The following is a 12,647-nucleotide window of genomic DNA, read 5'->3' as shown; positions in this document are numbered from 1 at the left end:
GTCGCATCCGCTCGTCTCACGGACCCGTCTCGCACACGCATGCGGCTGCGTAGGGTCCGCGACCCTTCACGATACGTGCCAGAGGCAACCCGCACGGAGAGGATGACGGATTATCACGCACCAAAGCGGCGCGGGATGATTACGACTTGGGGCCGAAGGACTTCGTCAGCGTCTTCCATGTGTCCTTGCGCAGGTCGCCGTGCCAGTCGGCGGCCCGGGCGGTGTACATCAGCGCGTAACCGAGGTGGTCGTCGACCACGAAACCCCGGTCGATCGTGCGGTACCCGGTGCCGCCCTCGGTGTAGGTGAACTCCCAGTCGGCGGTGTTCCAGCCGCGGTAGCCCACCTTCTCGATGCGGATCCGGTGGTACTGGGAGCGCACCATGTACCGCTCCTGGTTCCTCCAGTCCGCCACCGGGTCGCCCTTGGGCGTGCCGGTCCAGGCGACGAGCAGCTTCTGCCCGCGGGGCCCGGTGTAGCGGTCGCCGGCGCTGCCGTTGGTCCGGTACTTCCAGCCCGCGGGCAGCCCGATCGAGTAGCCCTGGCCGCCCTTGCGGGTGGTCACGGCCGGTGCGCTGCCGCCGCCCTTCGCTTCGGCGGAACCGGACGCACCGGAACCGCCGGAGCCGTCGGCCGGCCGGCTCGCGCCGGTGTCCGCCGTGGGACCGGTGGCCGTGGCCGCCGTGCTCGCGCCGTCCGTGTGCGTCCCGGTGTCCTTGCCGCCGTCCGTGCTCGTGTCCGGCCGGGCGGAGGCGCCGGCCTTGGCCCCGCTGCTCTGACCGTCCGTGCCGTCGTCGCCGCTGAAGGCGATGGCCAGCACGGTCCCGAGCACCGCGAGCACGACCACCGCGACGATGACCACCAGGGTGCGCCTGGGCACCACATCGGTCAGCGGCGCCCTCGGCACCGCGCGCGGCGGCAGGTCCAGGTCCGGCGGCGGCACCACGGGCCAGCCGGAACCCGACGTGCCCGCGGCGGCCTTCGTCCCGGCGGCGGCGCCCGCCGCCGGGCTCGCCGGCCAGCCGGCGGGACCGGCACCCGGCCCGCCCACGGCGCCCGGCCGCGTTCCGGCACCGGCGCCGGGGCCGCCGGGGACCGCGCTCCCGGCTCCCGCGGGGCCGGCCGCACCGGGCGCGGCCGGCTCGCCGCCGGTCCGCCCACGGGCCGCCGCCGCGCCGCCGGCGGCGCCGGCCGCCTTGCGCACCGAGCGCAGCGCGCCGCGCAGCTTCTCCCCGGCCTCCTCGCCCCGCCGGCCCCCGGCGGGCCCGCCGGGCTGGACCGGCAGCGGGACCACCCGCGTGGCGTCCATCGGCTGCGGCTCGGGCGCGTGGATCACCGCGTTGAGCATCGCCCGGGCCCCGGCGTCGTCGAGCCGCTTGGCCGGGTCCTTGTTCAGCAGGCCGTAGATGACGTCCCGCAGCGGTCCCGCGTTCTTCGGTTCGTCCAGGGACTCGGTCATCACCGCGGTGAGCGTGGCGATCGCCGAACCCTTGTCGTACGGCGGGGTGCCCTCGACCGCCGCGTACAGCAGGCCGCCGAGGGACCACAGGTCGGCCGCCGGGCCGGGCTTGTGGCCGCGGGCGCGCTCCGGGGAGATGTAGGAGGGGGCGCCGACGAGCATGCCGGTGGAGGTGATGGACGGGTCGCCCTCGACCTGCGCGATGCCGAAGTCGGTGAGCACGACCCGGCCGTCCTCGGCGATGAGCACGTTGGACGGCTTCACGTCCCGGTGCAGGATGCCCTCCCGGTGCGCGGAGCGCAGCACGTCCAGGATGGCGAGCCCCACCTCGGCGGCGCGCGTCGGGTCCAGCACGCCGTCCTCGCGGATGACCTCGGCCAGGGACTTGCCCTCGACCAGTTCCATCACGATCCAGGGCCGGTCGTCCTCGTCGACCACGTCGAAGACCGTGACCGCGCTGTTGTTGCGGATCCGGGCGATCGCCTTGGCCTCGCGCAGGGTGCGCGTGATCAGGCGCCGCTTCTCCTCCTCGTCGATGTTCGACGGGAACCGCAGTTCCTTGACGGCGACCGTCCGGCCGAGGGTCTCGTCCTCGGCGCGCCAGACCGTGCCCATGCCGCCCCGGCCCAGCACGTCTCCCAGCCGGTACCGCCCGGCGAGGAGACGCCGCTCGCTCTTGTCCTGACGAGTCTCCTGACGAGATGAACCCGCCCGCTCCGCCTCCGACATGCGTCCCCTCATACAACCCGCCCTGACAGAGCCTCCATTGTCTCTCACCCGACAAGTGCCCGACGCCCAGGGTGCCCGTGGCCGGGCCCCGCCCCGTCGGCTGCCGGAGCCGCCGTGAAGCGGGCGTTCCGTCCGTCACCCCCGCCACAGTGCTCGGGGCACCGCGCGGCTGACCCCGTTTCAGGCGCGCGGTGCCGCGGCGGCCGGGCTCGGCGGTGCCCTCAGAGCGGCACGATGTCCGGCGCGCCCAGCCTGGCCGCGTCCGCCGTCTGGTCGTCCGGCTGGCGCTGGGACTCGCGCTCGGCCTCCACCCGCTTCTCGTAGTGCGCGACCTCGCGCTCGACCTGGCCGGCGTCCCAGCCGAGCACCGGTGCCATCAGCTCGGCCGCCTCCCGGGCGCTGCGGGTGCCCCGGTCGAAGGTCTCGATGGAGATGCGGGTGCGGCGGGTCAGGACGTCGTCCAGGTGCCGGGCGCCCTCGTGCGAGGCGGCGTACACCACCTCGGCGCGCAGGTAGTCGTCGGCGGCGTGCAGCGGCTCGCCGAGCGCGGGGTCGGCGGCGACGAGGTCCAGCACCTCCTCGGCCAGCGAGCCGTACCGGTTCAGCAGGTGCTCCACGCGCACCACGTGCAGTCCGGTGCGGGCGGCGATCCGCGCCCGCGCGTTCCACAGCGCCTGGTAGCCCTCCGCGCCGATCAGCGGGGTCTCCTCCGTGACGCAGTCCGCGACCCGCATGTCGAGGCCGTGCACGGCCTCGTCGACGGCGTCCTTCGCCATCACCCGGTAGGTGGTGTACTTGCCGCCCGCCACGACCACCAGTCCGGGCGCCGGATGGGCGACCGTGTGCTCACGGGACAGCTTGCTGGTGGCGTCGGACTCGCCGGCCAGCAGTGGGCGCAGCCCGGCGTACACCCCCTCCACGTCGTCGCGGCCGAGCGGCACGGCCAGGACCGAGTTGACGTGTTCCAGCAGGTAGTCGATGTCGGCGCTGGAGGCGGCCGGGTGCGCCTTGTCCAGGTCCCAGTCGGTGTCGGTGGTGCCGATGATCCAGTGCCGGCCCCAGGGGATGACGAACAGGACGGACTTCTCGGTGCGCAGGATCAGGCCGGTGGTGGAGTGGACGCGGTCCTTGGGCACGACCAGGTGGATGCCCTTGGAGGCGCGGACGTGGAACTGGCCGCGCTCGCCCACCATGGCCTGGGTGTCGTCGGTCCACACGCCGGTGGCGTTGACGACCTGCTTGGCGCGGATCTCGTACTCCCCGCCGCCCTCCACGTCCTGCACCCGGGCGCCGACGACCCGCTCGCCCTCGCGCAGGAACCCGGTCACGCGCGCGCCGTTGGCCGCCTTCGCGCCGTACGACGCCGCCGTGCGCACCAGGGTGGCCACGAAGCGGGCGTCGTCCATCTGCGCGTCGTAGTACTGGAGGGCGCCGACCAGGGCGTCCTTCTTCAGGCAGGGCGCCACGCGCAGGGCGTGACGGCGGCTCAGGTGGCGGTGCACGGGCAGGCCCCGGCCGTGGCCGCGGGCCATCGACATCGCGTCGTACAGCGCGACGCCCGAGCCCGCGTACAGCCGCTCCCAGCCCTTGTGCTGGAGCGGATAGAGGAACGGCACCGGTTTGACCAGGTGCGGGGCGAGGCGCTCCAGCAGCAGCCCGCGCTCCTTGAGGGCCTCGCGGACCAGGGCGAAGTCGAGCATCTCCAGATAGCGCAGACCGCCGTGGACGAGTTTGCTGGACCGGCTGGAGGTGCCGGACGCCCAGTCGCGGGCCTCGACCAGGCCGGTCGACAGGCCGCGGGTGACCGCGTCCAGCGCGGTGCCGGCCCCGACCACGCCGCCGCCGACCACCAGCACGTCCAGTTCGCGTTCCGCCATGGCCGCCAGCGCCTCGGCGCGCTGCGCCGGTCCCAGAGTCGCTGTCCTCACCGCTGCCTCCCGCTGTCGCACCCTCGCTCGCGTCGGCCGCACCCGGTGGGCGTAGCCCGGTTCATCCCTCCCTCATGCCCAAAGTCTGACCGGGTTGCCCGGCTTCAGCCACCACGGGCTCCCGGCCTGTGGACAACTCGCGCACAAGCCTGGGAAGACACACGAACACAATCACACATAGCGGTCATATGTGTACCTAGTCTGACAGTGCACTCGCTCTTGCTGTCCACAGCGGTTGCGTACCTGTCCCGCATCGGTTACTGGGAAGGACGGCTTCACGCCATGCCCGCAGACCTCGCCGTCATCGGACTCGGTCCCTACGGCTCGCCGCTCGCCCAGGCCGCCGTCGCCGCCGGCATCTCCACCCTCGGCTACGCCACCGGCCCCGAGGCGGGGCCGCTCAGCCCCGCCGAGCTGCGCCGGATGCACTCCGCCGGCTTCCGTCCCGTCACCGACCCGGCCCAGCTCGGCCGGGTGCGCACCGCGGTGATCTGCGCGCCCACCCCGCGCGGCACCGACGGCGGGTTCGACCTCGGCCAGGTCGAGACGGCCGCCCGCGCCCTGGCGGCGCGGCTGCGCGCGCACACCACGGTCATCCTGGAGTCGCCGGTGCTGCCGGGGACGACGGACACGTTCCTGCGCCCGCTGCTGGAGGAGGGCTCCGGGCTGCGCGCCGGCCGCGACTTCCACCTGGCCTACTCCCCCAGCCGGGTCGACCCCGGCGGCCGCGGCCACCCGCCGGCCGGCACGCCGAAGGTCATCGGCGGCCTCACGCCCGCCTGCACCGAGTCCGCCGCCGCGTTTTACGCCCGGCTCACCGACAAGGTGGTCCGCGCGCGCGGCCTGCGCGAGGCAGAGACCGTGCAACTGCTGGAGACCAACTACCGGCACGTGAACATCGCGCTGGTCAACGAGATGGCCGTCCTCTGCCACGAGCTGGGCGTGGACCTGTGGGACGTCATCCGCTGCGCCGAGACCAGGCCGTTCGGCTTCCAGGCGTTCCGGCCCGGCCCCGGCGTCGGCGGGCACGGCGTCCCGCAGGACCTGACCGGGCACGCGACCCGCACCCTGCGCATGGTCGAGCTGGCCCAGCAGGTCAACAGCCGGATGCCCCGGTACGTCGTCCAGCGCGCGGCCACGCTGCTGAACGAGCACGGCAAGTCCGCGCGCGGGGCCCGGATCCTGCTGCTCGGCGTCACCTACAAGGCGGACCGCGCCGACCTCCAGGGCACGCCCGCCCAGGAGGTCGCCGTCCGGCTGATGCAGTTCGGCGCGTCCGTGAGCTACCACGACCCGTACGTGCCCGCCTGGAACGTCCTGGACCGGCCCGTGCCGCGCGCGGACTCCCTGTACGAGGCCGCCGCCGACGCCGACCTCACGATCCTGCTCCAGCAGCACCGGACGTACGACTTGCAGGCCCTGTCGGTGAAGGCCCAGCTGCTGCTGGACACCCGGGGCGCCACCCCGACGGGGGCGGCGCACCGGTTGTGACGGGGGGGCGCGCGGGAGTGCGGGGGCCGCGAGGCGGTGGCACGAGAGGCCCGGCGCCGGTACGTTGGAATCAGGTGGAGCCCACCGCAGCGGGCACTGCGGCAGGCTCCTGGCCGGTTTCCGGGTGTCCGTCCCTACTCTCTATAGGGACGGCCGCTCACCGGCCGTGGATCCGCAAGATCCACCTCCTCCGGAACTTCACCAGCCGAAGCCGAATGAGATCCCAGCGGTTGGGCTTGCGGTGACGGCCCATTGGCGCGCCCCCTTCCACGTTGCCGCCCAGTGGCCCCGGTAGACGGTCCGTTGGAGTTCGGGCCGGGCCCCGAGGGCGGGGTCCGGTCCGTGTCCTTGGAAGGGGGCGGCCCAGAGAGCTGCGGTCGCCGATCACGGACGTTACCGCCCCCGCTACGCCCGTTCGGCCCACATTCGCCCCGAACGCAACCACGCGCCCCCTCGCGCGCAAAGCGCCCCCGCAAGCGCCGGTCTCGGGCATGCGGAAGGCCGGCCGCCCGTGTGGGGCGGCCGGCCTTTCGGGTGCCGTGGGTGCCGGCGGCGGTCAGCGTCGGTGCTGGCTGTCCGCCACCGTGACCTCGACCCGCTGGAACTCCTTCAGCTCGCTGTAGCCGGTGGTGGCCATGGCGCGGCGCAGGGCGCCGAAGAAGTTCATCGAGCCGTCCGGGGTGCGGGACGGGCCGGTGAGGATCTCCTCGATCGTGCCGACCGTGCCCAGGTCGACCTTCTTGCCGCGGGGCAGCTCCTCGTTGACCGCCTCCATGCCCCAGTGGTGGCCCTTGCCGGGCGCGTCCGTGGCACGGGCCAGCGGGGAGCCCATCATCACCGCGTCGGCACCGCAGGCGATCGCCTTGGCCAGGTCGCCGGACCAGCCGACACCGCCGTCCGCGATCACGTGCACGTACCGGCCGCCGGACTCGTCCATGTAGTCCCGGCGGGCCGCGGCCACGTCGGCGACGGCCGTGGCCATCGGGACCTGGATGCCGAGGACGTTGCGCGTGGTGTGCGCGGCGCCGCCGCCGAAGCCGACCAGGACGCCCGCGGCACCCGTGCGCATCAGGTGCAGCGCCGCCGTGTAGGTGGCGCAGCCGCCGACGATCACCGGGACGTCCAGCTCGTAGATGAACTGCTTCAGGTTCAGCGGCTCGTGCGAGGACGACACGTGCTCCGCCGAGACCGTCGTGCCCCGGATGACGAAGAGGTCCACGCCCGCGTCCACGACCGCCTTGGAGAACTGGGCGGTGCGCTGCGGGGAGAGCGCGGCGGCCGTGACCACGCCGGAGTCACGCACCTCCTTGAGGCGGGCGCCGATCAGCTCCTCCTTGATCGGCGCCGCGTAGATCTCCTGGAGGCGGCGGGTCGCCTGCTCGGCGGGCAGCCCGGCGATCTCGTCCAGCAGCGGCTGCGGGTCCTCGTGGCGCGTCCACAGACCCTCCAGGTTCAGCACGCCGAGGCCGCCCAGCTCCCCGATGCGGATCGCGGTGGCCGGGGAGACCACCGAGTCCATGGGAGCGGCCAGGAACGGCAGCTCGAAGCGGTAGGCGTCGATCTGCCAGGCGATCGAGACCTCCTTCGGGTCCCGCGTACGGCGGCTGGGGACGACGGCGATGTCGTCGAAGGCGTACGCCCTGCGCCCGCGCTTGCCGCGCCCGATCTCGATCTCAGTCACGTCTTGGCCTTTCCCTGATGCGTTGCAGCGTCTTCCAGTATCGCCGACCGCTGCGACAGCGGTCCTCCTCAGGCACGACGAGGGCGGCCCCGGATGCTCCGGGACCGCCCTCTGGGCACCTCAGGCGTGCGCGTGCGTCACTTCTTGCCGCTGTAGTTCGGCGCCTCGACCGTCATCTGGATGTCGTGCGGGTGGCTCTCCTTCAGGCCCGCCGAGGTGATCCGCACGAACCGGCCGCCCTCCTGCAGCTCGGGCACGGTCCGGCCGCCGACGTAGAACATCGACTGGCGCAGACCGCCGACGAGCTGGTGGACGACCGAGGACAGCGGGCCGCGGTAGGGCACCTGGCCCTCGATGCCCTCGGGGATCAGCTGCTCGTCGGAGGCGACGCCCTCCTGGAAGTAGCGGTCCTTGGAGAAGGACCTGCGGTCGCCGCGGGTCTGCATGGCGCCGAGCGAGCCCATGCCGCGGTAGGACTTGAACTGCTTGCCGTTGATGAAGAGCAGCTCGCCCGGGGACTCCTCGCAGCCCGCGAGCAGCGAGCCGAGCATCACCGTGTCGGCGCCCGCGACCAGGGCCTTGGCGATGTCGCCCGAGTACTGCAGACCGCCGTCGCCGATCACCGGGACACCGGCGGCCTTGGCGGCGAGCGCGGCCTCGTAGATCGCGGTGACCTGCGGGACGCCGACGCCGGCGACCACGCGGGTCGTACAGATGGAGCCCGGTCCGACACCGACCTTGATGCCGTCGGCGCCCGCGTCGACCAGGGCCTGGGCGCCGTCGCGCGTCGCCACGTTGCCGCCGATGACGTCGACACCGCCGGAGTTCGACTTGATCTTGGCGATCATGTCGCCGACCAGCCGGGAGTGGCCGTGCGCGGTGTCCACGACGATGAAGTCGACACCGGCCTCGATCAGGGCCTGGGCGCGCTCGAAGGCGTCACCGGCCACACCGACCGCGGCGCCGACCAGCAGGCGGCCCTCGGCGTCCTTGGCGGCGTTCGGGTACTGCTCCGCCTTGACGAAGTCCTTGACCGTGATCAGGCCCTTGAGGACGCCCTCGTCGTCGACCAGCGGCAGCTTCTCGATCTTGTGCTTGCGCAGCAGCTCCATGGCCTCCGGGCCGGAGATGCCGACCTTGCCGGTGACCAGCGGCATCGGCGTCATGACCTCGTGCACGCGGCGGCCGCGGTCGCTCTCGAAGGCCATGTCACGGTTGGTGACGATGCCGAGGAGCTTCTTGTCGCCGTCGGTCACCGGGACACCGCTGATGCGGAACTTGGCGCACAGCGCGTCGGCCTCGGCGAGCGTGGCCTCCGGGTGGATGGTGATCGGGTCGGTGACCATGCCGGACTCGGACCGCTTCACCAGGTCGACCTGGTTGGCCTGGTCCTCGATGGAGAGGTTGCGGTGCAGGACGCCGACACCGCCCTGGCGGGCCATCGCGATCGCCATGCGGGACTCGGTCACCTTGTCCATGGCGGCGGACAGCAGCGGGATGTTGACCCGCACGTTCTTGGAGACGTACGAGGCGGTGTCGATCTCGTCGGGTGCCATGTCCGACGGGCCCGGCAGCAGCAGCACGTCGTCGTAGGTCAGCCCGAGTGTCGCGAATTTACCGGGCACTCCGTCGACGTTTGCAGTCATGACACCTTCCCCAAATGGCCTTGATCGGTGCGGATGTCCATGCTAACGGGAAGCGTCGCTAGCAAATTCCACGGTACGGGGTCGCTTCAGGCTTCGTATGTTCGTACGGAAACGGGAACGCGCCCGCTCAAGGGGCGGGCGGTGGGGCCGTCCCGCCCGGTGTTACTGCTCGGCGAGCGCCCGGAGACGGCTCAGCGCCCGGTGCTGGGCCACGCGGACCGCGCCGGGTGACATTCCCAACATCTGCCCGGTCTCCTCCGCGGTCAAGCCCACGGCGATGCGCAGCAGGAGCAGCTCGCGCTGGTTCTCCGGGAGGTTGGCCAGCAGTTTCTTGGCCCACTCGGCGTCGCTGCTGAGCAGGGCGCGCTCCTCCGGGCCGAGGGAGTCGTCGGGCCGCTCCGGCATCTCGTCGGACGGCACCGCCGTCGATCCGGGATGGCGCATCGCGGCGCGCTGGAGGTCGGCGACCTTGTGGGAGGCGATGGCGAAGACGAACGCCTCGAAGGGCCGGCCGGTGTCGCGGTAGCGGGGCAGGGCGAGCAGCACCGCCACGCAGACCTCCTGGGCGAGGTCCTCCACGAAGTGGCGCGCGTCGCCGGGCAGCCGCGACAGCCGGGTGCGGCAGTAGCGCAGCGCCAGCGGGTGGACCCGGGCGAGCAGATCGTGCGTGGCCTGCTCGTCCCCGTCGACGGCACGATGCACGAGCGCACCGATCCCGCCGTGGGCCGTGCCCGCCTCGTCGTCGCGCATCGGTCCATGGTGCCCTGCGGCCGTCCGGTCCGTCGCATCGCGCCCGTGGTTGTGCACCGAAGCGTTATGAGCAGGTGCGCCGGCACTCATCCCCTGCGCCCTCCCCTTCCGCTCGACCGACTCGTCCCCGAGAGACTCCACATCACCAAGGATGCGGCATCCGCGCCGAAACGAGCAGCGCGCGTCCGGCGGGCCGCCTTGCGCAGACCCTGTGGGGCCGCGCCGGACCCCTCTCGTGCCGCGGTGCCCCGCGGACCACCACGGGGGTACGGTGCGCTGTCCGGGCGTACGGCGGACCGGGCGGCCGTCCGGAGCGTACGGCACCGCCGTCCCGCCCGCGGGATTCCGCCGCGCACGCGCGCGCGGGCCGCGCGGGAGCCGTGCGGCGGCCGCACGGGCCCGGCACGGCGCCGGGGCCGCCCGTCGGCGTCGGCGCGACCGCACGCGCCGCCGGGGTGCCACCCGGCCGGGGTTCACCGGGGCACCCCGGCGGCCGGGCCGGAGCGCGCCCGCTCCCCGGCGGGCTCCGGCGGGCTCCCGCCGTCCCGTCGGCCGGCCCGGCGGGGAGCCGTGCGCGGGACGGGACCGCAAGCCCGGCCGGACCGGTCAGCGGACCAGTCCCCAGCGGAAGCCGAGGGCCACCGCGTGGGCCCGGTCCGAGGCGCCCAGCTTCTTGAACAGGCGGCGCGCGTGCGTCTTGACGGTGTCCTCGGAGAGGAACAGCTCACGGCCGATCTCGGCGTTCGAGCGGCCGTGGCTCATGCCCTCCAGCACCTGGATCTCCCGCGCGGTGAGCGTCGGCGCGGCGCCCATCTCGGCCGAGCGCAGCCGGCGCGGGGCCAGCCGCCAGGTCGGGTCGGCGAGCGCCTGCGTCACCGTGGCCCGCAGCTCCGCGCGCGAGGCGTCCTTGTGCAGATAGCCGCGCGCGCCGGCGGCGACCGCGAGGGCCACTCCGTCCAGGTCCTCGGCGACGGTGAGCATGATGATCCGCGCGCCCGGGTCTGCGGAGAGCAGCCGGCGCACGGTTTCCACGCCGCCCAGGCCGGGCATGCGCACGTCCATCAGAATGAGGTCGGAGCGGTCGGCGCCCCAGCGGCGGAGGACTTCCTCGCCGTTGGCCGCCGTCGTCACACGCTCGACACCGGGCACGGTCGCGACCGCGCGGCGGAGCGCTTCTCGGGCAAGCGGGGAGTCGTCGCAGACGAGGACGGATGTCATGACCGCCCTCCGCAGCTGATGCGCGTCACCTTGAGCCTCCAGGCTGGTACGGAATCGTCACCTGTGCGGTCGACCGTCTCGGACGCCTGCCCGAGCGCTTCTGTCTTCAACCGCCTCCGCACTCTCAACGACGGTCACTCGAAAGAGTTACGGGCCCGCGTGCCGTCTTCGGCACTCTATGTGAGGGCACCGACACGGTGCAGACATGCTCAACGGACTCTCAACTTTTCATCACAACCTATGCCCCATTCGGCCCCTTTTCTTCCCGTTTCGTAGTGTCCGGGGCTAGATTCGCAATGAGTCATATTTTCATCTCCTTAGACCGGAGACGTACGGTCGTCGGCACCGTACCCGCCCAGATCGGCGACAAGGGGTCACGTAATGGCAGATTTCTCCCGCCTTCCCGGACCGAACGCGGACCTATGGGACTGGCAGCTGCTGGCTGCTTGCCGCGGCGTGGACAGCTCGCTCTTCTTCCACCCGGAGGGCGAGCGCGGGGCGGCTCGGAGCGCTCGCGAGAACTCGGCCAAAGAGGTCTGCATGAGGTGCCCGGTCCGTGCGGAGTGCGCGGCGCACGCGCTGGCCGTGCGCGAGCCGTACGGCGTCTGGGGCGGCCTGACCGAGGACGAGCGCGAGGAGCTGATGGGGCGGGCACGCAACCGCCTGGTGGTCGCCTCCACCACCAGCGGGGAGACCGCCCAGGATCACTGAAGGAACGTTTCTGCACTCACGGACCGCCGACCGGCGCATCCGTTCCGCCCCCTTGGGCACGGGCGCGCGTGCCCCCGGGCGGGCGCCGTGCCCCTCAGCCGCGCCCGGCCGCCCGGGCCAGCTGCTCCAGCGTCGCCGACACGGCCGGCACCTGGGCCAGGTCGGGCAGGGTCAGGGCGACGATCTCCCGCCGTACCGCCGGTTCCAGCCGTACCGTGCGCACGCCGCGCGGCCGTACCGACTCCACGGCCAGCTGTGGCAGCACGGCGACCCCGAGGCCCGCGCCGACCAGGCCGACCACGGCCGGATAGTCGTCGGTGGCGAAGTCGATGCGCGGGGTGAACCCGGCTCCCTCGCACACCTCCACCAGCTGGCCGCGGCAGCGCGGACAGCCCGCGATCCAGGGTTCCTGGGCCAGCTCGCCGATGGCCACGGACTCCGCGCGCGCGAGCCGGTGCCGTTCGGGCACCAGGGCGACCAGCCGGTCGCGCAGCAGCGGGCGTACGACGAGGTCGTCCCAGTCCTCGGCGACCGCGGCGCCCTCGTAGCGGAAGGCCAGCGCCACGTCGCAGTCCCCTTCGCGCAGCAGTCCGACGGACCGGGGCGGCTCGGCCTCCTCCAGGGAGACGCGGGTGCCGGGGTGGGCGGCGCGCAGGGCGGCCAGGGCGGTCGGGACCAGCGTGGAGCTGCCGCTCGGGAAGGAGACCAGCCGGACCCGGCCGGCGCGCAGGCCGGCGATGGCGGCGACCTCCTCCTCGGCCGCGGTGAGCCCGGCGAGGATGCCCGCGGCGTGCCGGACCAGGGCCTCCCCGGCCTGGGTGAGGCGCAGCTCGCGGCCGTTGCGGACCAGCAGCGGGGTGCCGACCGAGGCTTCCAGGGCCTTCATCTGCTGGCTGACGGCGGGCTGGGTGCAGCCGAGTTCGCGGCCGGCCGCCGAGAAGGACCCGGTGGTGGCGACGGCGCGCAGGACACGGAGATGACGGGCCTCGATCACCCCTTGAGCATAAGGCAGCCTTGGATAACGCCACTGTTAA

9 protein-coding genes are annotated in these 12,647 nt (G+C 73.1%); 2 read left to right on the top strand and 7 right to left on the bottom strand.

Features of this window, described 5'->3' with window-relative positions:
• Window positions 1-139: 139 nt before the first annotated feature.
• Together ACH4OA_RS20275 and ACH4OA_RS20270 are read right to left on the bottom strand one after the other, a co-directional pair.
• The gene (locus tag ACH4OA_RS20275; protein WP_397970023.1) at window positions 140-2,188 is read right to left on the bottom strand and encodes a serine/threonine-protein kinase; all 2,049 of its coding nucleotides are present in this window, start codon (window positions 2,186-2,188) and stop codon (window positions 140-142) included.
• A gap of 221 nt (window positions 2,189-2,409) precedes the next feature.
• Window positions 2,410-4,116: a glycerol-3-phosphate dehydrogenase/oxidase gene (locus ACH4OA_RS20270; protein WP_397938229.1), complete on the bottom strand. Its 1,707-nt coding sequence runs from the start codon at window positions 4,114-4,116 to the stop codon at window positions 2,410-2,412.
• A gap of 282 nt (window positions 4,117-4,398) precedes the next feature.
• Between ACH4OA_RS20270 and ACH4OA_RS20265 the strand changes: the two genes are divergently transcribed.
• Complete coding sequence (locus ACH4OA_RS20265; RefSeq protein ID WP_365880838.1) at window positions 4,399-5,607, top strand: nucleotide sugar dehydrogenase; 1,209 nt, start codon at window positions 4,399-4,401, stop codon at window positions 5,605-5,607.
• A gap of 556 nt (window positions 5,608-6,163) precedes the next feature.
• Here ACH4OA_RS20265 and ACH4OA_RS20260 read toward each other — a convergent pair.
• From ACH4OA_RS20260 to ACH4OA_RS20245, 4 genes are all read right to left on the bottom strand, one after another.
• The gene (locus tag ACH4OA_RS20260; RefSeq protein WP_365942249.1) at window positions 6,164-7,288 is read right to left on the bottom strand and encodes a GuaB3 family IMP dehydrogenase-related protein; all 1,125 of its coding nucleotides are present in this window, start codon (window positions 7,286-7,288) and stop codon (window positions 6,164-6,166) included.
• Between the two features lie 137 nt (window positions 7,289-7,425).
• Window positions 7,426-8,934 (bottom strand): IMP dehydrogenase, encoded by a 1,509-nt coding sequence (gene guaB, locus ACH4OA_RS20255; RefSeq protein WP_397946685.1) that lies wholly within the window; start codon window positions 8,932-8,934, stop codon window positions 7,426-7,428.
• A 162-nt stretch (window positions 8,935-9,096) separates the two neighbouring features.
• Window positions 9,097-9,684, bottom strand: a complete 588-nt coding sequence (locus tag ACH4OA_RS20250; RefSeq protein ID WP_365881248.1) for a sigma-70 family RNA polymerase sigma factor — start codon at window positions 9,682-9,684, stop codon at window positions 9,097-9,099.
• Window positions 9,685-10,290: 606 nt separating this feature from the next.
• Window positions 10,291-10,902 carry a response regulator transcription factor gene (locus ACH4OA_RS20245; protein ID WP_003948568.1) on the bottom strand — a complete coding sequence of 204 codons (612 nt, stop codon included), beginning with the start codon at window positions 10,900-10,902 and terminating at the stop codon, window positions 10,291-10,293.
• A 381-nt stretch (window positions 10,903-11,283) separates the two neighbouring features.
• On the opposite strand from ACH4OA_RS20245, the gene ACH4OA_RS20240 reads away from it, so the two are divergent.
• The gene (locus ACH4OA_RS20240; protein WP_365881250.1) at window positions 11,284-11,613 is read left to right on the top strand and encodes a WhiB family transcriptional regulator; all 330 of its coding nucleotides are present in this window, start codon (window positions 11,284-11,286) and stop codon (window positions 11,611-11,613) included.
• Window positions 11,614-11,707: 94 nt separating this feature from the next.
• Here the strand turns inward: ACH4OA_RS20240 and ACH4OA_RS20235 are convergent, their stop codons facing one another.
• A complete protein-coding gene (locus ACH4OA_RS20235; RefSeq protein ID WP_365881252.1) occupies window positions 11,708-12,607 on the bottom strand; it encodes a LysR family transcriptional regulator in 900 nt (299 codons plus the stop codon).
• Between the last annotated feature and the right edge of the window lie 40 nt (window positions 12,608-12,647).

Origin of the sequence: Streptomyces sp. NPDC017095 (assembly GCF_044332325.1) — a bacterium.
Taxonomy (GTDB): Bacteria; Actinomycetota; Actinomycetes; order Streptomycetales; family Streptomycetaceae; genus Streptomyces.
Note: the sequence above shows the minus strand (reverse complement) of the source record. Positions and strands in the feature narration are given on the sequence as shown.

Excerpts from the sequence above, each read along its gene's own strand:
- ACH4OA_RS20275 (WP_397970023.1), bottom strand. The coding sequence starts at position 2,188 with ATGTCGGAGGCGGAGCGGGCGGGTTCATCTCGTCAGGAGACTCGTCAG.
- ACH4OA_RS20265 (WP_365880838.1), top strand. The coding sequence starts at position 4,399 with ATGCCCGCAGACCTCGCCGTCATCGGACTCGGTCCCTACGGCTCGCCG.
- guaB (WP_397946685.1), bottom strand. The coding sequence starts at position 8,934 with ATGACTGCAAACGTCGACGGAGTGCCCGGTAAATTCGCGACACTCGGG.
- ACH4OA_RS20250 (WP_365881248.1), bottom strand. The coding sequence starts at position 9,684 with ATGCGCGACGACGAGGCGGGCACGGCCCACGGCGGGATCGGTGCGCTC.
- ACH4OA_RS20245 (WP_003948568.1), bottom strand. The coding sequence starts at position 10,902 with ATGACATCCGTCCTCGTCTGCGACGACTCCCCGCTTGCCCGAGAAGCG.
- ACH4OA_RS20240 (WP_365881250.1), top strand. The coding sequence starts at position 11,284 with ATGGCAGATTTCTCCCGCCTTCCCGGACCGAACGCGGACCTATGGGAC.